Here is a 24,028-nt window from a genome sequence, read left to right as displayed (position 1 = left end):
AGAGAACGGGGCAGGGCGCTGGTTTTCCCCTTCCCCGGATCCATCCAATCAAGGAGTCGAATATGTACTACGTAGTCACCGGCGCCGCCGGATTTATCGGGTCGAATATCGTCAAGGCGCTTAATGAGCGCGGCGATACCAATATCATTGCAGTCGACAATTTGCGAAACGCCGACAAGTTCAGGAACCTGACCGATTGCGAGATCGCTGATTATATCGACAAGGAAGATTTCGTCGGGATGCTGCAGGAAGGGACCTTCGATGGCATCCTTGCTGCGGTGCTGCACGAAGGTGCGTGTTCCGACACCATGGAGACCGACGGCCGCTACATGATGGAGAACAACTATCGCTATTCGCTGGAGATACTGAACCATTGCCAGAGCGAGGAGGTGCCTTTCCTGTACGCTTCTTCCGCATCGGTGTACGGCGGCGGCGGTGTGTTCAAGGAGAGCCGGGAGTTCGAGTCTCCGCTCAACGTCTATGCCTACTCTAAATTCCTGTTCGACCAGGTGGTGCGCCGCCGTTGGGCCAACCGGACCTCGCAGATCGCCGGTTTTCGCTACTTCAACGTCTATGGCCAGCGCGAACAGCACAAGGGGCGCATGGCCTCGGTGGCTTATCATTTCTTCAACCAGTATCGCGCAGACGGTTTCGTGAAACTGTTCGAGGGTTGCGATGGCTATGCCAACGGCGGCCAGTTACGCGATTTCGTCTCGGTGGAGGATGTGGTCAAGGTCAATATGCATTTCCTGGATCACCCGGGCAAATCCGGCATCTTCAACCTGGGTACCGGCAAGGCGCAGAGCTTCAACGATGTTGCCGTGGCGACGATCAACACTTTGCGTGCGGCGAATGGTGATGCTGTGCTGACGCTGGAGCAGATGCACCAGCAGCAGCTCATTCGTTACATCCCGTTCCCTGAGCAGCTGAAAGGAAAGTATCAGAGCTACACCCAGGCCGATATCTCCGCATTGCGCGAGATCGGCTATGAGCAGCCGTTCCTGAACGTGGAGCAGGGAACGGGGCGCTATGTGCATCAATTGTTGCAGCGCTCTGCATGATGCGGGTTGCTGTGTTCCTGATGGGCAGCATGTTTCATTTATCGTGAAAAGGAGAAAAGCATGAAGAAGATATTGTCGGTACTGGCCTTGTTTTTTGCATTCACCAGCATGGCGTTCGCTGCAGTCAACCTGAACACCGCAAGCAAGGAGGAACTGGATGCGGTCAAAGGCATCGGCCCGGCCAAGGCGCAAGCGATCATCGACTATCGCACCAAGAACGGCCCGTTCAAGAGCGTGGACGACCTGAAGAACGTCAAGGGTTTCGGCGACAAGACGGTCGCGAAGATGCGTTCCGAGCTTTCCGTAAGCGGTGCAAGCAGCGCGAACAAGGAAGAAAAAGCCGACAAGAAAGCCGAGAAGGAAACCAAGCCTGCCGCCGCGAAAGACGAAACAAAGGCCAGCAAGAAAGCGGAAAAGAAGGCAGCCAGGGAAGCGAAGAAGGCTGAAAAGAAAGCCAGGCAGAAGGCCGATCAGGAAGGCAAGTCAGGCGACAAGAAATAGGCAGAGCTGCCTGCTGCTGCAGTCCAGACAAGCCCGTCCAGCGTGGAGCCGGACGGGCTTGTTGCTTCTTGAGGATATGGAACGCGCATTCGCGCGGTACGGCTTGGGCGAAGACCGACCGGCCTCTTGAATTCCATGGGGTGCGGTTGCTGCAGCATTGAGCGATTGCCGGCGTCTCGCTCAGGGGGCCTTTCCGGCTTTCAGGTCTTGCTCGTGCAGTGCGATCTCCTGTTTTATTTCGAGCAGTTTGTTTTTGACCAGTTTCGCATTCTTGCTGCCCAGGCGGATCATGATCTTCTGCCCGATGGAGAGGGCTTCGATATCGGGATCGGCATACTGGTAAAAATATTTGGGTTGAACCAGTTTGACCGGCTCCTTCACATTCGGGGTATCCAGCAGATCGTCCAGCGTCTCGGTCAATTGGTCGTTGAAGTTCTGGCCCGGGTAGCCGAGATCTTCGTATGCCTGCTGGAACAGTGGATAGAGGCGGACGTAGAGTTCGACCAGTTTCCTGCTATCGACGGCTTCGGCTATTTTTACGTAGGGAATGTAGCGTGCCGCATTCCTGGGGCTGATGGTCAGGCTGTCTTCGGCGCCGGCGGTGGCGAAATGTCCGGCCACCTGGTCGAATGGCATGATGTTCGCGGGAACACGCTGCTGCGGCAGGCTGTCTATGGTCGCCACCATGTTGTGTATGACCTGCTCGGTATGGAACAGCTTCATCAGGTTCTTGTTGTCCACCAGATAGGCCAGGGCATCGAGCACAAAGCTGTCGCTTTTGGCCAGCAACGGCAGGGGAGGAGGGGCCGGCGGCGGTAGGGTCTCGTTCGCCTGGCTCGCCACTACAGGCGGGGGGGCGGCAGGAGGGGGCGGTGGAGCCTTGGTTGCCTGGCCGATTTCCGGCTTCGGATGGTTGTATTGCCAGAACAGATACGATGCGTAAGCCCCACCCAGCAGCACCAGCGTAGCGATCACGAACAACATTTTCTTATCCATGTTCTATCTCCACTTTGAAATTTTCCAACCCAGGTTGCGGTCCATACTTGCGCAGGCAACTGAGGCAATGCCTTGCTTTGTAGTAATGCGGATTCTGAACTATTCTGGAGGTAATACAAGGTCCGCGCTATCCGGGCACACCCAACGCGGGTATTCGCGTGATGCATCGATGCAGCCCCCATCCGCGTAGACATCCGGCGGGTCTCGCAGCTTCATCATCCGGCCAACGATATCCTCCATTTTGTCCGGATCCTGCATCGTCGCGCGAACGTGCTCCGCGACCATGGATTCATCCATCTGCATATTGCCATCGCCATCGAGATACACCCCGTCGCGCCAATGGTAGATCTCGATGCATTTCGAATCGATGGAATAGGGACTGGCCGGGTTCCAGAAATTGGTGAACAGGCCGGCGCCGAGATAGATCACCCAGGAACCTTCGTATCCGATGACATCGGCGGAGCGTTGGTCCGGATTGCGGAACCACAGGCGGTCTCCCGGCACGTAATATTTCTCCGGCAGCGGCTCGCTCATGGAGCCGACCTCGCGCGTGAAGACATCGTGGAACTGGCGCGACATGATGGCGCGCGATTCCCATTGGCGTTGCAGCCGATCAAGCAGCAGCGGGTTGCTGTGGGCCAGTTCCTGCGCAAGGCCCAGCAGGATCACATATTCGGTCGCGCGGTAACATGAAAAGGCGTACAGCTCGCCAGACACCTCCGGTTGAGTTGCCTTGCGCAAAGCCTCGATCAGCGGCTTGCCCGGCAATACAGTGAAGCCGGTCTCCTCGCTGTAAGTCCAGTAATCCACCGGTCTTTCGATCTTGCTGGTGTGGAACGACAGTGCGGTACGGCGCGAGGCATTGACGATGTTCTGGCGGATGCGCACGGAAGCCGCAAGTTCAGGATAATTCGGGTATTCGAACACGACCGGCCCGGCAAGCATGGCCAGCAGTATTTCCTTTTCCAGACCGGTATTGCTGCTATGGGAGTCGAGGCGGAGTTGGGTGCATAGCTCCAATGTATCGTACCCAGGCATCCAGGCATGCAGCAGTTTCGGTGCCAGCCGGAAAGTGATGCATGACCCATCCGGTGCTTCAATCGTTTCCAGGCAGGCATCGAGGCCGAGCTTCTGCGCGCGGTCGATGAAGCATCTGCGCACCGTGGCGGTATCCCCAGCACCCTTCGTGCAAATCCTGATTCCGCCAGGAGTGTGCGGATTATCGATCCCAGTCGTCATCGATCTTTTCAAGGATGGGGGCAGGCGGCAGTTCGTCGAAGCGGCGCTCGGCGCTGATGGCGAGCGGCGTGTCTTGGTCATTGTCGGTAACTGCGTCATTCTGCCGACCTTATCGACGATGTCGGCAGAATGCACAATTTGAATCAGTTCAGCTTGTGTGCAAAATCGACCCTGCGGTTTTCTTTCCAGCACTTTTCTTCGTGGCACTGCAGGCGCGGTTTGGTTTTGCCGTAGCTCACCATTCTGATCTGGCCTGCAGGAACACCCAACGACAGCAGGCGGTGTTTGACCGCATTGGCACGCTTGCTGCCCAGGGCCAGGTTGTATTTCTCGCTGCCGCGTTCATCGGCATTTCCTTCCAGCGTGACGACATCGTTCTTATGTTCCTTGATGAAGTCGGCCTGTTTCTGAATCGCGTTCTGATAATCGGGCTTTACGGCATATTTGTCGAAGTCGAAATAGACGCTGTCCTGTTGCAGTGCCTGTTGCTCGGCGGCCAGCTTGTTTGCAGCCACTTCAGCAGCGGACAGGGATACTGTCTTGGTGTTATCTGCCTTGTTGCTGGTTTGAGCGGCCTGCGTGGTGTCGGCTTTCTGGGTGGAAGAGCAGGCTGCGATCAACAATGCAGCCAGAACGACGGCAATTTTTTTCATGGCTATTTCCTTGGTGAATATTTTGTGAAGTTGAAATTGAGATTGAATGCTCTCAGCACCATCAACGCATGGAAGCAAATTAAGTTGACATAAATGTATGTGAAGTATTTTTTACAAATACGCAATCGATGCGGCTAACGGAATTTTGACAATGGCCCGCAGGTTAAACCGGGCTGTGGTCCGGCGATGAGCAGGGCTGGTCGACCGGGCAGTCCTGCGCGGCGGATATCCGCAACAAGTGGATTGCGCATCACCGAGGTGCGGATGCATCACCCAGTGATTTTCCCTCGTTTGCGTCTCCTGCATCGCGAGCGATCCACTCGGTGATTTGTCGCACGACCCATGTGCCATCGTCCAGAGGCAGGTCGTGTCCTGCCTCTGTGTGCAATCGGAGCGGACAGCCCCAATGCTGCGCCAATGCAGACGAACATCGCACATCGACCAGGCGGTCACGCTGAGAGGCCAGCAGCAATAGCGGAACCTGGGGCGGGGTGAGCGAGGCCTGGTAGGAAATGGCCGCACGCAGCTGGCGCAATACATTGCCGCGTGAGACCGGAAATTCTTGCGCGTAGCTTACCCATTGCCGCAACAGCTCATCCTGTTGATGCGCAGAACGTTCCAGTCTACTGGTGAGCTGCAGTATCAGTCTTTCGCGCCAGACGGGCGAACCATGGATCAGGAAATGGAGCAACGCAGGATAATTGGCGGGCCGCAATCGATGATAGAACGGGCTGTATGGAGCCAGGCTGGTGTTGATCAGCACCAGCCTGTCGATCTCGGCGGGATGGCATCGGCTCCATTCCACTGCAGCCATCGCACCCAGTGACAAGGCGAGCACGCGGTAGGGAGGGTGATAGCCGAGCTGCCTGAGCTGTGTGCGGCAATGCTCGGCCATCCCGGCCACACTGCGGGCACTCGTCTGCATATGCAGGCTGCCGTTGCCCGGAAAGTCCAGAGTCACCACAGCCTGCATGCCCATGGCACTATGCAGCTGCCGGGGGAACTCGCCCCAGTGGCGCGATTCGCGCATCAGGCCGCGCAGCAGGACCCAAGTGCTCATCGCCGGTACCAGCGCGCCACTGCGCGCTCCTGCATGCGCAGCCGGGTGGGGCCCTGAACGAGCCAGTTGTCGTGGCCGCCGGCGGCACGCATCAGGAAGTCCAGCCAGACGGCATGCCTGCGCAAGACCCGGTGCAAGCGGTGCTCGACCGACGGATTGAAGATGCCGTGACGGGAAAACAGCTGCAGCGGATTCTTCTTCACCCATAGCCAGGAGCCCATCTCCAGCGTCAGGGGCAGGAAGGTCTTGTCCTTGTCGCGTTGCGATTGCAGATACAGGTAATCCCACACGTCGCCATGCGTGCGGTATTGCAGGCTTTGCGGTTCAAACAGATACCTGTTGTTGGGATGGGTTTGCTGGAACAGCTCTTCCAGCCTGAGGATATCGGCCAGATGGTCGATCGGGTGCACGCTATGCGCATGCGGGAACCAGACGCGGTCGCGCGCGCCGAATCCGGAGTGGCAATCCACCGCGATGCTGAACGGGTGCGTGAGCAACTCCTCGGTGACCGTCCGGCACAGCGCAAGATTTTCCGCTTCCATTTCGGCGCCGGCACTGCCGCGGTACCAGGGCAGATGGCGGCTGATCCGTTGTCCTCCCAGCAGGAAGGGGACGCCGCCGGCCGCTTCTATTGGCGCGTTGCGCATCAGGTCGACTCCGCGCGGATTGCTGCGAGTCGATTGCCACATGCCGCCGGGATTGACCAATGGCATGAACACCAGCCGCACATCCTGCAACAGGTGATGCAGGCTCTTGTCCCATTCCAGGCGTGCGAGCAGGCTGCGCAGGAAGTACAGCAGCACTTGCGTGCCGATGCGTTCCAGACCATGGACGCCGCCAAAATATCCGATGGAGGGCTGCCTGGGATCCGGGTTGCCCAGGGTGATCTGGTATACCGGGAAGCGCCGGTCTCCCGCGCTCACCTCGCAGGCGATGCGCGACTCCAGCCGGCCTCGCCCGAGCTCGAGGATGCTTTCCAGCTCCCTTAATTCAGGCAGGCTGGCCATGGCTGTCCGGGGCAGTGCCCGGAATTGTGCATGAACCTGGCGATGTCCATCTTTCCGCTCGTGCCGCCTTTCTCGATGACGCATGCATGTCAGCCGCCTGCCTGGTTAGCCGCTTGCTCGAACAGCCATGCCCTGAAAGCCGCGACCTTGCGCAGCACGGTCTTGTTCCGGGGCATCACCAATTGATAGCTGAGGTCAGTCGGGATGCTCCGGTCCAGTACCTGCCGCAGCTTGCCGGATTCTATATCTGCCGCTACCAGGCTGTACCAGGACAATGTGATTCCCAGTCCATTGACCGCCGCCTCGATCGCCAGGTCCGCATCGCCGAAGCGGCGCACGTTCGAGGGAGCATCGGTTACGCCCAGGGTGGCCAGCCAGGTCTTCCACTCCGGAAAAGTGCCGCGCATGATGTGCCAGTCATCCTCGATCAGATCGGCACGCAACAGGTCGGCCGCGACCTTGATGGATTTCGCCAGCCTGGGTGCGGCGACCATCACGATCCGTTCCGGCATCAGGCTCTCCACGCTCAGTCCCGGTTGGGTCGCATTGTTGCTGAAGCGGATTGCCAGGTCGACTTCTTCCATCGCAAAGTCCACGATGCGCCGGGTGGCCAGCAAGTGGAGCTTCACATCCGGGTAGCGGGCATAGAAATCGTTCAGACGCGGAATCAGCCAGCGCGCGGCGAATGCCGGGGGCGTGGATACGATCAGGGGGCCGGCGATGCTGCCGGAGCGTACCCGGAGCATGGCACGTTCCAGCTGGTCGAAGGCGTCGGAAACCAGGTGCAGCGCATCCTGAGCGGATTCGTTCAGGACGAGGGCCTTGCCGCGCTTGAACAAGACGACGCCGAGATGGTCTTCCAGCAGTTTGATCTGCTGGCTGACCGCAGCCGGAGTGACATGCAATTCTTCCGCCGCACGGACAAAGGAACGGTGCCGTGCGGCAGCCTCGAAGAAGCGCAAGGCATTAAGCGGGGGAAGGTGACGTGCCATTAGTTTTCCTTAATGTGACCTCAAAAAAGTCTAGCTTGTGACACGCTGTTCCAGCAGCTAGAGTCGTGCCGTCCAAATTAATCTTACTGGAAACATCCATGAGAATCTCTACTGTCTATCTGCTGGTGATCGCTTCCGCATTTTTCTGGGGAGCCAATTTCGTGCTGGCCGCCCCCATTCTTGCCGATCTTCCCCCGCTGTGGGCCGCAGCCATGCGCTTCGTGCTGGGGGCAGCCCTGATGTTCGGCATCGCCGGCGTACGCCGCGAACAACTGCTGGCCCCACTGAAACGGTACGCGGGCATATATTTGCTGCTGGGGGCGGTCGGAATCTGCGGGTTCAACCTGTTCTTCTTTTATGCGCTGCGCACCACTTCGGCCAACAGCGCTTCGCTCATCATGGCGACCAATCCCCTGCTCACTGCCTTGCTCGCGGTCGCGTTCCTGGGCGAACGACTGTCGGCCCGGCATCTGGTTGCATTGCCCCTCGCGCTGATCGGTGTGGCGGTCGTCATCTCGCAGGGCGATATGCACAAGCTGCAATCGTTCAGTTTTGCGCAGGGCGACCTGTTGATGCTGGGGGCCGACCTGTCCTGGGCGATGTACAACGTGCTGGTGCGTCGCTATATGCCGCAGGGTTCGCCCATTGCACACACCAGCTGGGTGATGGCAGCGGGCGCCCTCCTGCTGGTCATTGCCGCGCTCGATAGCGGGACCCACATGAGTCCGCTCGATGGCAAGGCGGCTGTCGCGATGGCCATCATGGTCATCGGAGGCACCGTACTGGCCTACCTGTTCTGGGGCGCCGGCATTGCCCGCCTCGGTGCGGCGCGCGCGGCCATCTTCCTGAATCTCGTCCCGGTGTTCGCCATGCTGGTCGGCAGTTTCCTGGGCACGCTGCCGACGTCGGCGCAATTGCTCGGCGGCCTGCTGGTGCTGGGCGGCGTGAGCATATCGATGTTCCCGTCGCGGCGCCTGGCCACCACATAGGGGGCAGGCGCAGCCTGATCCAGCAAAGGGGCAGCGAGTGCCGGACGAGAGCGGGCGGCTTCAGAAGTTGAAGATGGCGCCGATGGACATCATCCGCATGCCGATACCGGGCAGGAGCTTGCCCAGGTCTTCGTACTGCGCGCGAAAAACGATGCCTCCCCCCATGCTGTATTGAGCCCCGATGCCGTACAGGCGATTGGATTGCGAACCGCTTATCGTGGGCAAGCTGTTCCCGTTGCTGTCGGTGGATTCATAGCTCATGGAGTTGTAGGCGTATCCGAGCTTGCCGGAGAGGGAGAATGCATCGCTGAGCGGGAAGTTGACGATGCCGGCGACCTGCAATGACGACGAATTGAACGAGTAGGAAGCCAGCGGCACCGGATAGCCGTAGCCATAATATCCGTAGCCGCCGTAATAGCCGCATCCATAGGCACAGTTGTCGCTGGAACTCGACAGCATCGCGTAGCCAGCCTCGACCGAGAACAGCGAGGTGAAATTGTAGCCTCCGGCAAGGCGCAATCCTGATGTACTGGGGTAAACCGAGCCGCCATAGGTAGCGGATGCGAGATCGACAGCGAAATAATATTTCCCGGCATTGTCGGTCGCATATGGATAACCGTCGAACTCGTCTGCCATCGCGGAGCAGAGCATGAGTGCGCTCAGCAGCGGAATGGCAGCCAGTTTGATCATGACGGCAGTACCCGGCCGGTGGCGGAATCGACCAGCACGATGCGGGTGTCGCTGCCGCGGCTGACCTCGACCAGATAGGCTGTGCTCCCGGCCGTTGCTGCAGCCTCGCCATCCTTGGCGGCCACGCTGGATGCCCTGTGTTCCCTGGTTGTCACGAGCGCACTGCTGCTTCTGAAGGCTATCGCATCCTCGATCCTCGAATTCCCGTCGACGAAACCGATGACGGCCGTCAAGGCAATGATCCGCGCTGCTTCCAATGAAATCCTTAACCTTGACATGATTCATCTACGGATGGTGGCTGCGCGGGGCAGGCGGCTTGCACTCAATGAATCGGTTCCGGGGCGACAGAAGATATTCATGATGTCCATCCTTTCGAGAAGCAGGGATTTGTTCCGGCATCGCAGAACGGCGAATGGGGTTATGCACGGTGTTTCCGCTCGCGACACCCTGTGAGCGATGTCATTTAAGCAGACTGCAAAACCGCAGTGCATTAATAAAATTTCATCTTGCAGACTATCGGTCTGGCTGACGCCGGGGGGCAGGGCCGCAGCGGCGGGAGGATGCGGTCATGCGGTGACCGTGGTGGAGCGGGGAACCTGTTCAGGAGGTACAGACACCGGCCTTGTCAAAGGTTGCGATGTGTCATGAACACGCGCGTCCTCGGCAGGCCGGCATCGAGGAAGAGCTGTTCGGCGAGTCTGCCGGCGGATTCCGGTCCGGCAATGTAGACATCCCCTTCCGTCAGTTCGGGATGCCGCTGCAGTATCCCTTCCAGCAGGGTGAGCAACGATGCTTCCCGCAGTGCGGTGAGGTGCGACAGGTCGTAGCCGGCTGTCAGTGTTGCATAGTGGAAATTATCCAGCGCATCCGACCAGGCGCGCGGGATGTTGGGCAGGTAGATGTCGCTGTCGTGGGAGCCGATCCAGAACAAATCGATGGATTCGGCCTTGTTGAGCGACATGGCGTGCTCGATCAGGCTCTTGATGGGAGCGAAGCCGTGGTTGAAGGCCACGAAATAAAGCGGGCGACGGGTCTGTTCCTGCAGTACGAATTCGCCATCCGGGCCTTCGATGTCGACCGTTTCGTTGTTGCTCAGGCGGTCGAAGACATAATCGGAAAAGAGGTTGCCGTGCATGCGGCGGACATGGAACAGGATATTGCGTTCGTCGCAGGGGCAGCTTGCTATCGGCAGTTGCGCAGTCAGCGATTGTCCCAGCCGGAGCGTCACATACTGGCCGGCGAGGAAGCGCAGCCGGCTGGTGCGGGGCGTTTGCAAATGCAGCAATGCCATGTCGGGGCTGATCGATGCGATCGACTTGACCTTGGCGGCGATCTGCTGGAACGGGATGTCCTGCACGCTGCCTGCAACGTGCGCTGCGATCTCCAGGTCGGTCACCGCGGTGTTCGAGCACATCAGGACGTAGCCCTGGTTCTTCTCGGCTTCGGTCAGCACATAATCGTGGTGGCGGGTTTTCTTGACCTGGCCGGAGAGGATCCTGGCCTTGCATAAGCCGCAATTGCCGCCGCTGCAGCCGTAATCGAGCGGCACGCCGGCGCGCAATGCGCTTTCCAGCAGCGTATCTGCTCCCTCGATGAAGAAGTCGTGCCCGCTGGGCATCACGGTGACATGAGCTGCCATCACGCGCAGCAGATGGTCGCGCACCGTCAAGGGATTGATGGGTTCGGATGCCATGGTGGTTGTTACCTCCGTTTCAAGCCAGGATTGCAGGTCAATCAGGGCGGCCTTCATGCCGCCTTCCGCTTCCCTGCAAACAACATTCAATCGATCGTTCAACTGTTCCAGTATGCGTCCGAATTGCGTCGCCTGTGCCTGATGATGCGCCAGCTCCTTGCCGAGTTCGGCGATCCGAGCCGCCAGTATCTCGGCGCTGGGCAGGATCCGTTCCAGCACGCGCTTGCCGAACGCCTTCTCCTTGATCTGCAGCAGGCGGTTGTATTCGGTATTATCTTCCAGCTGGACATCGGGATAGGCGCGCACCAGTTCTTCGATGTCAACCATGCCGTCGAAGGCATGGAGCGCACCTTGCTGGATCTTCCTCTGCAGGTCGATCCGGTCCACCCCCACCAGGCGCGCAGCCCTGGACAGGCTGAGCATATTGGGTAGGTGCGGCATGCGGGGTCCTTCGGGCGGCACGGCTGTTGTCACCTGTACCAGCTGATCATGGATGCCTCCAGCGGCACCGTGGCTGCGGCATGCGCCGGCACGATGCGCGGGGTGTATGCCGCGGCATGGCGGTCGTCCTTGACCGTGCCGGTATACAGATAGCCGTTGTCCGCCCCCAGCAGCGGCGTCGTCCGGGTCAACACCTGACGCACCGCTTCGCCGCCGTTCGCGGCCTCGGCATAGAGTTCGATGCATACCGCTTCGGCCGGGATGCCGTCCAGGTAGGCCTGGACCTGGAAGCGATAGCCTTCGTTGCATTTTTCTGCGCTGACGTTGCCGAAATACAGCTTATCCCAGTACCGCCGCAGGTGTGCATGCCAGGCTTCGAGTTCGGCGGCAAGTTTGCATCCGTCGTCCATGCGCTGCCGGCAGGCGTTTTCCAGCGGGACATAGAAACGTTCCGTGTATTCCCGCACCATGCGGTTGCTGGAGAAATGCGTGGTCAGTTGTGCCATGCTTTCTTGCATGTGCTGCACCCACTCGCGCGGCAATCCGTTCTCGTCGCGCCGGTAGAAGCAGGGAACGACCTTTTCTTCCAGCAGGCGATAGAGCTGTTCCGCCTCGGCTGCATCCCACTCGGCAATGTTGCGGTGTTCCTGTCTGTCGCCTATCGCCCAGCCCACTTCGGGCCGGTAGGCCTCGGCCCACCAGCCGTCCAGTTCGGACAAGTTGAGCCCGCCGTTGGCCAGCACTTTCATGCCGCTGGTACCGCTGGCTTCCCAGGGGCGGCGCGGTGTGTTGATCCAGACGTCCACACCGCGCACCAGCTCGGCAGCGATGACCAGGTCATAGTCTTCCACGAAGATGACCCTTCCTTGCAGTTCTGGCCGGCGCAGATAATCGTTCCATTGGCGTATCATGCGTTTGCCGAAATCGTCATACGGGTGTGCCTTGCCTGCAATGACCAGTTGCACCGGCCTGTCGCGGTTGGTCAGCAAGCGGGTCAGGCGGTCGGGATCGTGCAGCAGCAGGTTGTTGCGCTTGTATTCGGTGAACCGGCGTGCGAATCCCAGGGTCAGGAAACCGGGATCCAGGGATTGATCCTGCGCCTGTGTGGTATTCAGCCACCTGTTCTGCCGCGCCAGGCGGGTGCGCAGGAAGTCGACCAGTCCCCGGCGGCCGCGGCAGCGGAAATCCCACAACGTGCGATCATCCAGGCAACGCAGGTCGGTTGCGACGGTTTCCAGCGTGCCCAGCCAGCGTGTCTTGCCGCAAGCATCGGTCCACAATGCATCCGCGGCCTGGGAGTCCCAGGTTGCCACATGCACGCCATTGGTGACATGGCCGACCGGCACTTCCGCTGCAGGCCAGCGCGGGAACAGCGGCTGAAAGATGTCCCTGCTCACTTTGCCGTGCAGGCGGCTTACGCCGTTCACCGCCCCTGCGCCGCGGAAGGCCAGATAGGCCATGTTGAACGGCTCGCCGCGATCGCTCCGGACACCGTCGCGGCCAAGCGCCAGCAACCGTTGCTCGTCGATTCCGAGCAGTTTCGCGTAATCCCGGAAGTAATGCATGAAGAGGTCGGGAGGGAAGCGGTCGGCCCCGGCTTCCACCGGCGTGTGCGAGGTGAACAGGTTGCCAGCGCGCGTGGCACGCAGCGCCACCTCGAATGGCTGCGCGCAGCGATGCATGAAGTTGCGGGCGCGTTCCAGGATCGCGAAAGCCGCATGCCCTTCGTTGAGGTGGCACACCGGGCAATCGATGCCCATTTTTTCCAGCAGGCGCCAGCCGCCGATGCCGAGCACGATTTCCTGTTGTAAACGCATTTCCTGGCCGCCGCCATACAGCTCGCTGGTGATCCCGCGGTCGCCCGGGAAGTTCAGCGGTTCGTTGCTGTCGAGCAGGAACAGCGAACGCCGGCCAACCTCGACGTGCCACACACGCAGGATCAACTGCCGTCCCGGAAACTCCACGTTTACCCGTACCCATTCGCCGCGGTCATCCATGAGCGGGGTCACCGGCAACATGGTGGGCGCGTTATAGGGATAGAACTCGATCTGTTCGCCTTGCGCATCCAGCGCCTGACGGAAGTACCCCTGTTGATACAGCAAACCGATGCCGATCAGGGGCACGCCCAGATCGCAGGCGGTCTTCAGGTGGTCGCCTGCCAGTATGCCCAATCCGCCCGAGTAGATCGGCAGCGATTCGCTGAGCCCGAACTCCATGCTGAAGTAGGCCACATATCCCCTGAATGCCTGTCCGAACTGCGAAGCAAACCAGGTGTCGCTCTTGAAGTGTCCTTCCCGTGCCTCCAGCTGGCGCTGCAGCGTCTCGACGAAGCCGGCATCTGCTGCCAGCTCTTCCAGCCGCCGGTCGGAAATGTTTTCGAGTATCAGCCACGGATTCCGGGTCTCTTCCCAGAGTTCGGGGGAGACGGCTTGCCACAAGGTGTCGGTGCTGTGGTGCCAGCTCCAGCGCAGGTCGAGTGCAAGGGTGGTCAGCCCTGCCAGCGGCTCGGGGAGGGTACGGGGAAGATAGTGGGTGATATGCACGGCGGCCAACCCTTTTGTTCGAGTGACGCTTGATGCGGTCGAAAGCAGGATAGCACGGCTGCGCTGGGCGGGGTATGCGTGGCTGCACGCGGTTGCGGTGTGTCTGCGACGGTAGCGCTACCTGGCGGGAGGTTGCCTGCAAGGTGACTGACTTATCGCTGCTTGCCGTTATCCGTGCGGCTCGCTTCCCATGCAAGCAGTGCGATCTTGCGCACGCTTCCCCAGCGGTAGTCGCCGATCTTCCCGCTCTCCCGGATCACGCGGTGGCAGGGGATCAGATAGCCTATCGTATTTGCAGCGAGGGCGGAACCGACCGCGCGTGCGGCTTTCGGGCATCCGACCATTCCTGCCAGATGGCCATATGACACGACTTGTCCGGGTGCGACTTGCAGCAGGGCCTCCCATACCTTGATCTGGAAATTGGTGCCCCGCAACACCAGATGCAACTCTCCCGGTCCGGGTACGGCGGGGAAGATCTTTGCGGCAAGGGCGATTGCGCCGACAGGGTCGGCAAGCAATGCCGCCCTGGGCCAATGGGTTTGCAATGCAGATACCGCGGTCTCGAACTCGTCATCGCTGAATTCGAAGTGACAGATGCCGCGGGACGTCCAGCCGATGAAGGCATTGCCGAATGGGGTGGGGGCGAACCCGAACCGGATCTCCAATCCCGCCCCCAGCTTCCTGATCTCGCCCGGCGTCATCGCCTCGCAGCTCACCATCAGGTCATGCAAACGCCCGCAGCCGGAAAGGCCGGAATCGAGTGCGGCCGTCAATACGTCGGACGAGTCCCTGAGTGCCTGCCGGGCATGTTCTTTCGTCACGTATTGCAGGAAACGCTTGGGAGAGATGCCGGCCCATTCCGTGAAGATGCGCTGCAGGTGGAATTCACTGAGGCCGACATGGTCGGCAAGTTCCTTGAGCGGCGGTTGTCCGAGCGCGTTAGCGCGCAGGTAAGCGATGGCGCGAGCCACGACTTCATATTGGTTGCGCTGCTCCTTGAAAGAGATATCAGGCATCGAACAGGTCCTTCGTCATCGATGGCGATCCGGCAGCGATGCATGTCGGCAGCCGGACGTGATGTGACCCGATTGGGCTGTCATGCCGACAGGCTGTAATTAGGGTGGAACGGGACGGGGATGTCGTGTCCATGAATTCTCCGGTAGTGGATATGGACTTCATTATCCAAAGGCCATGCCATCGCCGCTACCCGATTCTTGCTGTGTTCGCGATTCCCGCTATTCCGGTTGGGCAAGGAGTTGCAGTCCTCCTTCCGATCGGTCGAAAGGAAGACGGCCTTATCGACAGAGCACTACCCGGTAACGGGCTTGCCCGCTCCTGACCCTTGCGATGGCCTGATTGATATCCGCGAAGCTGAATTTCTCGATTTGCGGCCTGATGCGATGGCGGTTGGCGAAATCCAGCATCCGGGAGATCGTGGCCGGGCTGCCCACCGGCGAACCCGACACCGAACGTTGCCCGCCGATGAGCGAGAACACGCTGATATCGAGTGGCTCCAGCGTTGCGCCGACGAAATGCAATCGACCGCGCGGACTCAGTGTGCCGAGATAAAGATTCCAGTCCAGTTTGACGTTCACCGTCGAGATGATGAAGTCGAAGCGGCCTGCCGCAGCCTTGAGTTCGTCCGGGTTGCGCGAGTCCAGCACATGCCGCGCGCCCAGGCTGAGCGCTTCGTTCTTTTTGCTTTCGCTCGATGTGAAGGCGGTAACTTCGCAGCCCCAGGCATCGAGGAAGTTCACCGCCATGTGCCCCAGGCCACCGATGCCGATGACCGCCACCTTGTCGGTGGGCTTGATGCCGAATTGCACCAGCGGATTGAACACGGTGATTCCGCCGCAGAACAGGGGGCCGGCGGATTCCAGCTCGATGCCGTCGGGGATGGGCACCACGCTGTTCGAGGCCGCGCGCACCTTGTCGGCAAAGCCGCCGTGATGCCCGATGATGGTGGCTTGCGAACTGGAGCACAGGTTGTGGTCTCCGGCGAGGCAGAACGAGCATTCGTTGCAGTAGCCCGCATGCCATCCCAGTCCGACGACCTGGCCGATGGACAGATGCCTGACCTTGGTGCCGATCCGGCCGATCTTTCCCACCACCTCGTGGCCGGCGACCACGGGATACGAGGTGCGCCCCCAGTCGCTGTCGATCACGTTCAGGTCGCTGTGGCAGATGCCGCAGTAGTGGACATCGATCTCCACTTCATGCGGTTTCAATTCGCCGGGATCGTATTCGAAAGGTTGCAAGAGTCCCCTGGGTTCGAATGCAGCATAGGCTTTTATCATCTGGTTTCTCCTCGACGGGTACAGTTCGGTTGCGGATCACGGCATGGCTTGCGCCGATGTCCCGGATACTACACCCGCTCATTCTAGTGTGACGCAGGTGCCTGCGGCACATCTAACCCGTACCATGTACAGGGGATTCGTTATCGATGGCGCTTCTAACCATATAACAATTGACCAGTTCATTAAGTACCTGGACATGGTTAGACTTGCATCGTCGTGAACCCGGTTCCAGGAGAAGATGCATGTCGAACTTGTATACAGATAACGCCAGGTCCATCGGCCATACACCGCTGGTCAGGCTCAACCGCATCGGCGATGGTGCGGTTGCCACCATCCTCGCCAAGATCGAAGGCCGCAATCCTGCTTATTCGGTGAAGGACCGCATCGGTGTGGCCATGATCGACGATGCGGAGAAGCGCGGCCTGCTGGGGCCGGGCAAGGAGATCGTCGAGCCGACCAGCGGCAACACCGGGATTGCGCTGGCGTTCGTGGCGGCAGCGCGCGGCATTCCGCTCACGCTGACCATGCCGGAGACGATGAGCATCGAACGGCGCAAGCTGCTGGTAGCCTACGGTGCCCGCCTGGTGCTGACCGAAGGCGCGAAGGGCATGAGCGGTGCAGTGGCCAGGGCAAAGGAGATCGCGGACTCCGATCCGAAATATGTGCTGTTGCAGCAATTCGAGAACCCCGCCAATGCAGCCATCCACGAGGCGACCACCGGACCGGAGATCTGGGACGATACCGATGGCAAGGTCGATATTTTCGTCTCCGGCGTGGGAACGGGCGGCACCATCACCGGCGTGACGCGCTACTTCAAGAAGACGCGCGGCACGCGGATCAGGTCGGTGGCGGTGGAACCGTCCGCCAGCCCGGTATTGACACAGAAACGAGCGGGTTTCGATCTCAAGCCCGGACCGCACAAGATACAGGGGATCGGCGCGGGCTTTGTGCCAGGCGTGCTGGATTTGTCGCTGGTGGACGATATCGAACTGGTCAGCAACGAAGACGCAGTGCAGTATGCGCTGCGTCTGGCGCGCGAGGAGGGCATCATCTCCGGCATCTCCAGCGGTGCCGCGGTGGCGGTCGCTGTGCGTCTGGCTCAGAAGCCGGAGAACGCGGGCAAGACCATTGTGGTGATCCTGCCGGATTCGGGGGAACGTTACTTGAGTTCCATTCTGTTCGATGGGCTGTTCGACCCATCTGGCATTGCCCTCTGATGATCCGGCCCGAACGGAGTTGATGCTTCAGCGTGCCGGATCGACAAGAGAGATTTAGAAGTGCAAAAGGAATCGCCAGCATTTATCATGCAGGCGTTTCCTTTTTGCAGGATTGAGCATGTACAAGACACTGGACGACCATGTCGGCAACACGCCGCTGGTCAGACTCAAACGCATTCCCGGCGATACTTCCAATGTGATTCTGGCCAAGCTGGAAGGGAACAATCCGGCCGGTTCGGTGAAGGACAGGCCGGCGCTTTCCATGATCCGCCATGCCGAAGAGCGCGGGGAGATCAAACCGGGCGATACGCTGATCGAGGCGACCAGCGGCAATACCGGCATCGCACTGGCGATGGCGGCGGCGATGCGCGGATACAGGATGATCCTGGTGATGCCGGAGAACCAGAGCGTGGAGCGTCGCCAGACCATGCGTGCATTCGGTGCCGAACTGGTGCTCACGCCGAAAGAAGGCAGCATGGAACTGGCGCGCGACACGGCGGAAAAACTCCGCGATGAAGGACGCGGCCTCATCCTCGACCAGTTCGCCAATCCGGACAATCCGCGGGCTCATTACGAAGGCACGGCGCCGGAGATATGGCGCGACACGCAAGGCCGGATCACGCATTTTGTGAGCAGTATGGGCACCACCGGCACCATCATGGGTTGCTCGCGCTTCTTCAAGGAAAAGAATCCCGCCATCCAGGTCATCGGCGCGCAGCCGGAGGAGGGCGCGCAGATTCCCGGCATCCGCAAATGGCCGCAAGCTTACCTGCCCAGGATTTATAGCCCGCAGAACGTGGACAGGCTGGAGTATGTCGGGCAACAGGAGGCGGAAGAGTTGACGCGCCGTCTGGCGCGCGAAGAAGGCATCTTTTGCGGCATCTCGTCCGGGGGGGCGCTGAGCGTGGCGTTGCGCATCTCGCAGCAGGTGCGGGATGCCACCATCGTGTTCATCGTCTGCGACCGTGGCGACCGCTATCTTTCCACCGGGGTGTTTCCCGCCTGAGGAGCATGAGGTTCCCGTCCGCACGAACCTGCAAAACATTGGTGTGCTTGTCCTTGGCCGCCGCACTGTGGGTTCCGCTGCTGGTGCTGGGCGACGAAGTCCCCGTTTCCCCGCCTGAGATGGTCGGGCCTCCGCCGGAGATGGCGGGGCCCCCGCTGCCACCTGCCGCACCGCAAGACGCAGCGAACATGCTGGATACCCCGCGCGATTACTTGTCCGGGAAACTCGTCGGCCTGGTGAGCAGCATCGACCGGTTCTTCGGCGACGACCGGCATTATCAGGAGAGCAACGACAGCGTATTCGAGATGGATGTCAATCGGGTGGCCGGCTACGCCGGACAGCCGGGCTTCACTTTTTCCGGCAGGGCGAATGTGCATTTGCCTATCGCGGAACAGAAGCTGCACCTGTTGCTGGAAACGAACCCGGACAAGAATGCTGTCGTCGACCCGACCCAGATACAGCAACTGCCGCAGCAGCCGAATGAGCCTGCAGCACAGCAGAGTTTCGGTGCTGCATTACGCTTTATGCAGCAGGAAGCTGAGCGCTGGCACCTGAGCGCGGACGGCGGACTCAAGTTCCAGGGATTGAGTACGACACCTTTTGCACGCACGCGCGCCAGCGTGGAAATGTCACCGCTGGAAGAATGGCGCGTGAAGCTGACGGAGACGGCATTCTGGTTCAACACCATCGGTGCGGGCGAAACCACCCAGATGGATATCGACCATACCATCAGCGAACCGGTACTGTTTCGTGCCACCAGTTCCGCCAACTGGCTCAATAACACGCAGAACTTCGACCTGCGCCAGGATCTGACGGTGTTTCACACCCTGGATGAGCGCAGGGCCATGATGTATCAGGCAAGCGCCATCGGCGTGAGCCAGCCGACGACGCAGGTGATCGATTATGTCGTGCTGATGCAGTATCGCTATCGGCTGCACCGGAAATGGATGTTCTTCGATTTCAGCCCGCAACTGCATTTCCCGCGCGAGCGCCAGTTCCGGCCCAGCCCGCAGTTCAGCTTCCGGCTGGAGATGCTGTTCGACGAACTGAAGTGATATTGAGTTTGGAACAGCGGCGTTGCGGATCAGCGGGGGAATAGCTTTGCCAGGTTCGGTCCTTGCGTCAGTGCCTGCTCCACCTCCTCCCTGGTAACCGGTCCATCGTGTTTTCCGACGAGCTTGCCTGAAGGATCGTAGAGGAAACTGGTGGGCATGCCGCGCATCTCGCCGAAATCGCTGGCGACATCCTCGTCACCCAGCACGATGGGATACGACACCGCCGTCGAGCGCAGCGCATCCAGCACCTCCTGCCGCTTGCGGTACAGCACGGCCACACCGATCACCTGCACATCCTTGCGCTGTTGCTGCAGCGCCTCCAGCTCGGGCATCTCCTGCAGGCAGGGCGGGCACCACGGCGCCCAGAAATTCACCAGCACCCACTTGCCCTTCTCCGCAGCCAGCGTGTGATGCACCCCGGCCGTATCCTTCAGATCCCATGCGCCCGCCCGCACCGCGGGAGCCGAACACAGCAGCAGCGCCAGCAGCACGCCTGCCCAGGAGATCGGCGCAGGCGGCAGAAAGGATCGTTCCATGCGGGGTTCCATCATCCGGTTCGCCTCAGAAAGACTGCCTCAGCCCCAGCGTCAGGGTATAGCCCGGCGTCAGCTGGAGAGAATTGACGTTCTGGTAGATCGGGATCTGCACGAAGCCGTAGACGGACGCGCCGCCGCCGACACGCACCGATACGCCGGGGGCCAGATACGCCAGGGTGCCGCCGCTGACCGACACGCCGGTGACCGGATCGACCGGGACGGTGAAGGCGCCGCTGTCGACCTCGCGCTTGATCACGTTCAGCTGCAGCATGGGCGAGACCTTGGCGCCGAAGCCCGCATAGCGGATGCCGGTGTTCAGCTGATAGGCGTCGCCGGGACGGTAGTACAGGTTGCCCAGCGCCTGCTGGGTGGCCACGGCATGCTGGACGGTGCCCTGCAGGAACCAGCCGTAGGTGTCGACGGTGCCGGTGGTGTAGGCGCCGAGGATGAGGTCGGTGGAGCCGGTGCCGATCTGCAGGCCGGCGTCCAGCGGGGTGCCGGCGGCGGTGCCGCTGTCGAAGTTCTTGCCGAAATTGCCGGTGGGCAGCTTGATGCCGGCGATGAGGCCGCTGGCCCCCTCCTCGGACAGGCCGGTATAGCGACCGACGAGGCGGATGTCGCCCACACTGGCGTCCGCCGAGGCGGAGTAGCTGGAGCCCAGCGGGGCGGTGGTGCCGTAGGTGCCGTGGCTGCGCATGACATAGGGGACCTGCACGCTGATCCCCCAGTCGTCGTCGTTATAGATCAGCGAGGCGGTGACGGTCTGAGTTCTGGTATAGGCCTCGACTTCCTGGCCGGCAGCGAGCTGGCTGTTGATCAGGCCGGGGGAGGCCGCCGCACTGCCGTAGCGCTGGTGGTTCTGGTTCAGGTAGTCGTACGACAGGTCCGCCGTGAAGCCAGGCTTGCTCGAGATCCCTTGCGATTCCCAGTCACGCGACAGCGTGCATCCGCAAGCGGCACAGGCAAGCGCCTGTGTGCCGGACAACTGCGTCCCCAATCCGAATGTGATCATCAGCGCAGTGCGCAGCCCCTTGTGTAAAGATTGCATTTTTCGAAACTCCCTGGTTTTGATTTATTGTTCGAGCAAGACCAGCCGCTCAGGTTGGCGATTATAGGAGTTCGTTTTTCGGCGCAGCTGCGACATATTGCCGCAGGCTGGAAACATGGCGAGGGCTTATTCGGTCTGTACCAGCTGTGGTTTGGACAGGGCAGGGTTCTGCGCAAAATAGCGTTTGACCCCGCTCAGGATGGCGTATGCGATCTTCTCCTGATAGGCGTCGTCTTTCAAGCGCTGCTCTTCGACAGGATTGCTGATGAAGGCGGTCTCCACCAGTATCGACGGGGTATCCGGTGATTTCAGCACGGCGAAACCAGCCTGTTCCACGTGACCGCGATGCAGGGTGTTGACGCCGCTGAGCTCTTTCAGCACATGTCGGGCGAGTTTCAGGCTGTCGCTGATGGTGGCAGTCTGCGACAGGTCGAGCAGGGTGCGCGCAAGGTAGGGGTCCTTGGCGGCGAGGTTCACGCCGCCGATGAGGTCGGCCTCGTTCTCCTTCTTCGCCAGCCAGCGTGCGCTGGCACTGGTTGCGCCGTGCTCGGATAGCGCGAATACGGACGAGCCGCGCGCCGTCGATTTGACGAAGGCATCGGCATGGATGGAGACGAACAGGTCGGCGTGGGCCTTGCGAGCTTTCTCCACGCGCCCGCCCAGCGGAATGAAGTAATCGCCATCGCGGATCAGGATGGCGCGCATGCCGGGCTCCTTGTCGATCTGTGCCTTCAGCCGGCGTGCGATGGCAAGCGTCACATCCTTTTCATGCGTACCGCGCCGACCGCGTGCACCGGGGTCTTCGCCGCCATGCCCCGCATCCACGGCGACGATGAGCACGCGGTTGCTGAGTTCGGTGCGTGCCAGAGGCGCAGGCTTGGCGGCCGGCTCGGCTGGCGATTCGATCGCCGGTTTGGGCGTTGCTTCCGCAACCTCGCTGGCGGCGGAGGGCTCGCTCGCCGCGAGTTTGGTCTCGCCTTGCTGGGCGAGCGCCATCAGCGGATCGACCGCGACCAGCGGATACACGTCCAGCACCAGACGATGTCCGTAATCCCCCACCGGCTGCAGACTGAACAACTGGGGTTTGACCTGTGCCTTGAGGTCGAGCACGAGGCGCACGACGCCAGCCTTGAAACGGCCGATGCGCACGCTCCTGATATAGGGATCATCGCTGCCGATCTTGCCGGCCAGTTCATTCAGGGCGGCGTTGAGCTCGACATCCTCAAGGTCGATCACTAGGCGTTCCGGGTTCTTGAGGCTGAAGAGGTTATAGCGGATGGGTTGCTGCGACTCCAGCGTGATGCGCGTGTAATCCTGCGCAGGCCAGATACGCGCGGCACTGATGGCGATCTGGGCAAATGCGGTCGGTATCCACAACAGGCAAGACAGGAGGGCGAGTCTTAAAGCGCGTTCAAGCATGTCTGGCCTGCCGGGCTGTAAGCATGGAGTGTAAGTTCGCGTCCGTCCTGGAGTATCTCGAAGGTGAGGCTGATATCTGCGGGGGGCAGCAGGCCCGTGGCCTGTTCCGGCCATTCCACAAGGCATATGTTGCGTCCGTCGAACTCATCACGAAATCCGGAATCCTCCCACTCTTCGGCACCGCGAAAGCGATACAGGTCGAAGTGGCGTAAGTGTAACCCAGCTGCTTCGTAACGCTCAATCAGGGTGTAGGTCGGACTTTTGACATTGCCGACGTAACCCAGGCTCTGCAGCAGTGCCCGCACCATCGTCGTCTTGCCTGCTCCCAAATTGCCGCGCAGATAGATCATCAGGCCCGGTTGCAGGACACTTGCGAGTCTGGCTGCAAAGGCCGTCGTGGCGGCCTCGTCGGGCAGGTTTATTGCGAGCTTCTGCGCTGCGGCGGAATGTCTGCTTACACCACTTCGGCTATGATTCGGTTCATGCAAAACGGTTTACCTCACACGGATTACGACGCGCTCGCCGCCCGCATCAAGGCTTGGGGCGATGCGCTCGGATTTCAGGCGGTGGGCATCAGCGATACGCACCTCGATGCAGCCGAAGCGCACCTGCTGCAATGGCTGGCGGACGGTCATCACGGCGCGATGGATTATATGGCAAAACATGGCGCCAAACGTGCGCGTCCGCAGGAGCTGGTGCCCGGCACCCTGCGCGTCATCTCGGTACGCATGAATTATTACCCGCAGCAGGCCAGGAGCACGCCGGAGGTGCTGGCAGACGGCAGTCGCGCCTTCATCTCGCGTTATGCACTGGGGCGCGATTACCACAAGGTCCTGCGCAATCGGCTGGAGAAGCTGGCGCAGCAGATACGCGGCGAGGTGGCATGCCAATGCCGCGTATTCACCGACAGCGCGCCTGTGCTGGAAGTCGAGCTGGCACAGAAAGCGCATCTGGGCTGGCGCGGCAAACACACCTTGCTGCTGTCGCGCGAGCAGGGGTCATGGTTCTTCCTTGGCGAGATATTTATCGACCTGCCGTTGCCGGTTGATGCACCGCAAGAGAATCATTGCGGCACCTGCAGCGCCTGCATCGATATCTGCCCAACGCAGGCCATTACCGCGCCCTATCTGCTCGATGCACGGCGCTGCATCTCCTATCTCACCATCGAGCTCAAGGGCAGCATCCCGGCCGAACTGCGGGCGCCCATCGGCAACCGCATCTATGGTTGCGACGATTGCCAGCTGGCCTGCCCGTGGAACCGTTTTGCTCAAAAGACGCTGGAGCCCGATTTCGCCGTGAGGAACGGCCTCGACGACATCGCGCTGGTCGAGCTGTTTGCCTGGGATGAGGCAACCTTCCATGCCAGGCTGGCTGGCAGCGCCATTCATCGCATTGGCCATGAACAATGGCTGCGCAATGTCGCGGTGGCGCTGGGTAACGCCCCGACAACGCCGGAGGTCGTGGCCGCATTGCAAGCCCGGTCGCACCACCCGTCCGGCCTGGTGCGCGAGCATGTCGAATGGGCTTTGCAGCGCCATTCCAGCGGTTAGTGACGGGTAATTAACCTTGACAATTCCGGCTGCTC

At 60.6% G+C, this 24,028-nt stretch carries 23 protein-coding genes; 7 read left to right on the top strand and 16 right to left on the bottom strand.

What is annotated here, in order from left to right; translation table 11 throughout:
* The first annotated feature begins 62 nt into the window (after positions 1-62).
* Together rfaD and L6418_RS08810 are read left to right on the top strand one after the other, a co-directional pair.
* Complete coding sequence (gene rfaD / locus L6418_RS08815) at positions 63-1,061, top strand: ADP-glyceromanno-heptose 6-epimerase (protein ID WP_237246556.1); 999 nt, start codon at positions 63-65, stop codon at positions 1,059-1,061.
* 60 nt (positions 1,062-1,121) lie between these two features.
* Complete coding sequence (locus tag L6418_RS08810; protein ID WP_237246555.1) at positions 1,122-1,562, top strand: helix-hairpin-helix domain-containing protein; 441 nt, start codon at positions 1,122-1,124, stop codon at positions 1,560-1,562.
* 180 nt (positions 1,563-1,742) lie between these two features.
* Here L6418_RS08810 and L6418_RS08805 read toward each other — a convergent pair whose 3' ends face one another.
* The 6 genes from L6418_RS08805 to L6418_RS08780 all read right to left on the bottom strand — a co-directional run bounded on the left by L6418_RS08805 (position 1,743) and on the right by L6418_RS08780 (position 7,509).
* Positions 1,743-2,558 (bottom strand): DUF3014 domain-containing protein, encoded by an 816-nt coding sequence (locus tag L6418_RS08805; RefSeq protein WP_237246554.1) that lies wholly within the window; start codon positions 2,556-2,558, stop codon positions 1,743-1,745.
* Between the two features lie 99 nt (positions 2,559-2,657).
* Positions 2,658-3,989 (bottom strand): hypothetical protein, encoded by a 1,332-nt coding sequence (locus tag L6418_RS08800; protein WP_237246553.1) that lies wholly within the window; start codon positions 3,987-3,989, stop codon positions 2,658-2,660.
* Positions 3,941-4,450 (bottom strand): peptidoglycan-associated lipoprotein Pal, encoded by a 510-nt coding sequence (pal, locus tag L6418_RS08795; RefSeq protein WP_237246552.1) that lies wholly within the window; start codon positions 4,448-4,450, stop codon positions 3,941-3,943. The genes L6418_RS08800 and pal overlap by 49 nt, the downstream gene beginning before the upstream one ends.
* A gap of 250 nt (positions 4,451-4,700) precedes the next feature.
* Positions 4,701-5,510, bottom strand: a complete 810-nt coding sequence (locus L6418_RS08790) for an alpha/beta fold hydrolase (RefSeq protein WP_237246551.1) — start codon at positions 5,508-5,510, stop codon at positions 4,701-4,703.
* A complete protein-coding gene (locus L6418_RS08785) occupies positions 5,507-6,517 on the bottom strand; it encodes a M14 family zinc carboxypeptidase (protein ID WP_237246550.1) in 1,011 nt (336 codons plus the stop codon). The genes L6418_RS08790 and L6418_RS08785 overlap by 4 nt, the downstream gene beginning before the upstream one ends.
* A gap of 89 nt (positions 6,518-6,606) precedes the next feature.
* Positions 6,607-7,509, bottom strand: a complete 903-nt coding sequence (locus L6418_RS08780; protein ID WP_237246549.1) for a LysR substrate-binding domain-containing protein — start codon at positions 7,507-7,509, stop codon at positions 6,607-6,609.
* 98 nt (positions 7,510-7,607) lie between these two features.
* Between L6418_RS08780 and L6418_RS08775 the strand changes: the two genes are divergently transcribed.
* On the top strand, positions 7,608-8,498 hold the full coding sequence (locus L6418_RS08775; protein WP_237246548.1) for a DMT family transporter: 891 nt from the start codon (positions 7,608-7,610) through the stop codon (positions 8,496-8,498).
* 60 nt (positions 8,499-8,558) lie between these two features.
* On the opposite strand, the gene L6418_RS08770 is transcribed toward L6418_RS08775, so the two are convergent.
* The 6 genes from L6418_RS08770 to L6418_RS08745 all read right to left on the bottom strand — a co-directional run bounded on the left by L6418_RS08770 (position 8,559) and on the right by L6418_RS08745 (position 16,162).
* Complete coding sequence (locus tag L6418_RS08770; protein ID WP_237246547.1) at positions 8,559-9,188, bottom strand: outer membrane beta-barrel protein; 630 nt, start codon at positions 9,186-9,188, stop codon at positions 8,559-8,561.
* Entirely contained in the window at positions 9,185-9,343 is a 159-nt protein-coding gene (locus tag L6418_RS08765) for a hypothetical protein (protein WP_237246546.1), read from the bottom strand. Before L6418_RS08765 ends, L6418_RS08770 begins: the two co-directional genes overlap by 4 nt.
* A 470-nt stretch (positions 9,344-9,813) precedes the next feature.
* Positions 9,814-11,322 carry a 2Fe-2S iron-sulfur cluster-binding protein gene (locus L6418_RS08760; protein WP_237246545.1) on the bottom strand — a complete coding sequence of 503 codons (1,509 nt, stop codon included), beginning with the start codon at positions 11,320-11,322 and terminating at the stop codon, positions 9,814-9,816.
* A gap of 29 nt (positions 11,323-11,351) precedes the next feature.
* The gene (gene glgP, locus L6418_RS08755; protein WP_237246544.1) at positions 11,352-13,865 is read right to left on the bottom strand and encodes an alpha-glucan family phosphorylase; all 2,514 of its coding nucleotides are present in this window, start codon (positions 13,863-13,865) and stop codon (positions 11,352-11,354) included.
* A gap of 152 nt (positions 13,866-14,017) precedes the next feature.
* Positions 14,018-14,881: a bifunctional transcriptional activator/DNA repair enzyme AdaA gene (locus L6418_RS08750; RefSeq protein WP_237246543.1), complete on the bottom strand. Its 864-nt coding sequence runs from the start codon at positions 14,879-14,881 to the stop codon at positions 14,018-14,020.
* A 279-nt stretch (positions 14,882-15,160) separates the two neighbouring features.
* Positions 15,161-16,162 (bottom strand): NAD(P)-dependent alcohol dehydrogenase, encoded by a 1,002-nt coding sequence (locus tag L6418_RS08745; protein ID WP_237246542.1) that lies wholly within the window; start codon positions 16,160-16,162, stop codon positions 15,161-15,163.
* Positions 16,163-16,404: 242 nt separating this feature from the next.
* Here L6418_RS08745 and cysK point away from each other — a divergent pair, with 242 nt between their 5' ends.
* From cysK to L6418_RS08730, 3 genes are all read left to right on the top strand, one after another.
* A complete protein-coding gene (gene cysK / locus L6418_RS08740) occupies positions 16,405-17,379 on the top strand; it encodes a cysteine synthase A (protein WP_237246541.1) in 975 nt (324 codons plus the stop codon).
* A 118-nt stretch (positions 17,380-17,497) separates the two neighbouring features.
* Positions 17,498-18,385: a cysteine synthase CysM gene (cysM, locus tag L6418_RS08735; protein ID WP_237246540.1), complete on the top strand. Its 888-nt coding sequence runs from the start codon at positions 17,498-17,500 to the stop codon at positions 18,383-18,385.
* 53 nt (positions 18,386-18,438) lie between these two features.
* Positions 18,439-19,440: a hypothetical protein gene (locus tag L6418_RS08730; RefSeq protein ID WP_237246539.1), complete on the top strand. Its 1,002-nt coding sequence runs from the start codon at positions 18,439-18,441 to the stop codon at positions 19,438-19,440.
* Between the two features lie 29 nt (positions 19,441-19,469).
* Here the strand turns inward: L6418_RS08730 and L6418_RS08725 are convergent, their stop codons facing one another.
* From L6418_RS08725 to tsaE, 4 genes are all read right to left on the bottom strand, one after another.
* Positions 19,470-19,976, bottom strand: a complete 507-nt coding sequence (locus tag L6418_RS08725; RefSeq protein WP_237246538.1) for a TlpA disulfide reductase family protein — start codon at positions 19,974-19,976, stop codon at positions 19,470-19,472.
* A 25-nt stretch (positions 19,977-20,001) separates the two neighbouring features.
* Complete coding sequence (locus L6418_RS08720) at positions 20,002-21,024, bottom strand: hypothetical protein (RefSeq protein WP_237246537.1); 1,023 nt, start codon at positions 21,022-21,024, stop codon at positions 20,002-20,004.
* A gap of 126 nt (positions 21,025-21,150) precedes the next feature.
* The gene (locus tag L6418_RS08715; RefSeq protein ID WP_237246536.1) at positions 21,151-22,443 is read right to left on the bottom strand and encodes an N-acetylmuramoyl-L-alanine amidase; all 1,293 of its coding nucleotides are present in this window, start codon (positions 22,441-22,443) and stop codon (positions 21,151-21,153) included.
* Complete coding sequence (gene tsaE / locus L6418_RS08710) at positions 22,425-22,931, bottom strand: tRNA (adenosine(37)-N6)-threonylcarbamoyltransferase complex ATPase subunit type 1 TsaE (RefSeq protein WP_237246535.1); 507 nt, start codon at positions 22,929-22,931, stop codon at positions 22,425-22,427. The genes L6418_RS08715 and tsaE overlap by 19 nt, the downstream gene beginning before the upstream one ends.
* Between tsaE and queG the strand changes: the two genes are divergently transcribed.
* Positions 22,926-23,993, top strand: a complete 1,068-nt coding sequence (gene queG, locus L6418_RS08705) for a tRNA epoxyqueuosine(34) reductase QueG (RefSeq protein ID WP_237246534.1) — start codon at positions 22,926-22,928, stop codon at positions 23,991-23,993. The two genes, tsaE and queG, sit on opposite strands and share 6 nt — an antisense overlap.
* The last annotated feature ends 35 nt before the right edge of the window (positions 23,994-24,028 follow it).

The sequence above is a fragment of the Sideroxyarcus emersonii genome (assembly GCF_021654335.1).
Taxonomy (GTDB): domain Bacteria; phylum Pseudomonadota; class Gammaproteobacteria; order Burkholderiales; family Gallionellaceae; genus Sideroxyarcus; species Sideroxyarcus emersonii.
Note: the sequence above shows the minus strand (reverse complement) of the source record. Positions and strands in the feature narration are given on the sequence as shown.

Bases quoted from the DNA above. Each gene is read 5' to 3' on its own strand.
- queG (WP_237246534.1), top strand. From the start codon at position 22,926: ATGCAAAACGGTTTACCTCACACGGATTACGACGCGCTCGCCGCCCGC.
- cysM (WP_237246540.1), top strand. From the start codon at position 17,498: ATGTACAAGACACTGGACGACCATGTCGGCAACACGCCGCTGGTCAGA.
- L6418_RS08715 (WP_237246536.1), bottom strand. From the start codon at position 22,443: ATGCTTGAACGCGCTTTAAGACTCGCCCTCCTGTCTTGCCTGTTGTGG.
- pal (WP_237246552.1), bottom strand. From the start codon at position 4,450: ATGAAAAAAATTGCCGTCGTTCTGGCTGCATTGTTGATCGCAGCCTGC.
- L6418_RS08780 (WP_237246549.1), bottom strand. From the start codon at position 7,509: ATGGCACGTCACCTTCCCCCGCTTAATGCCTTGCGCTTCTTCGAGGCT.
- L6418_RS08770 (WP_237246547.1), bottom strand. From the start codon at position 9,188: ATGATCAAACTGGCTGCCATTCCGCTGCTGAGCGCACTCATGCTCTGC.
- L6418_RS08775 (WP_237246548.1), top strand. From the start codon at position 7,608: ATGAGAATCTCTACTGTCTATCTGCTGGTGATCGCTTCCGCATTTTTC.
- cysK (WP_237246541.1), top strand. From the start codon at position 16,405: ATGTCGAACTTGTATACAGATAACGCCAGGTCCATCGGCCATACACCG.
- L6418_RS08745 (WP_237246542.1), bottom strand. From the start codon at position 16,162: ATGATAAAAGCCTATGCTGCATTCGAACCCAGGGGACTCTTGCAACCT.
- L6418_RS08760 (WP_237246545.1), bottom strand. From the start codon at position 11,322: ATGCCGCACCTACCCAATATGCTCAGCCTGTCCAGGGCTGCGCGCCTG.
- L6418_RS08725 (WP_237246538.1), bottom strand. From the start codon at position 19,976: ATGGAACGATCCTTTCTGCCGCCTGCGCCGATCTCCTGGGCAGGCGTG.
- L6418_RS08720 (WP_237246537.1), bottom strand. From the start codon at position 21,024: ATGCAATCTTTACACAAGGGGCTGCGCACTGCGCTGATGATCACATTC.
- L6418_RS08750 (WP_237246543.1), bottom strand. From the start codon at position 14,881: ATGCCTGATATCTCTTTCAAGGAGCAGCGCAACCAATATGAAGTCGTG.
- L6418_RS08810 (WP_237246555.1), top strand. From the start codon at position 1,122: ATGAAGAAGATATTGTCGGTACTGGCCTTGTTTTTTGCATTCACCAGC.
- L6418_RS08790 (WP_237246551.1), bottom strand. From the start codon at position 5,510: ATGAGCACTTGGGTCCTGCTGCGCGGCCTGATGCGCGAATCGCGCCAC.
- rfaD (WP_237246556.1), top strand. From the start codon at position 63: ATGTACTACGTAGTCACCGGCGCCGCCGGATTTATCGGGTCGAATATC.
- L6418_RS08785 (WP_237246550.1), bottom strand. From the start codon at position 6,517: ATGGCCAGCCTGCCTGAATTAAGGGAGCTGGAAAGCATCCTCGAGCTC.
- L6418_RS08805 (WP_237246554.1), bottom strand. From the start codon at position 2,558: ATGGATAAGAAAATGTTGTTCGTGATCGCTACGCTGGTGCTGCTGGGT.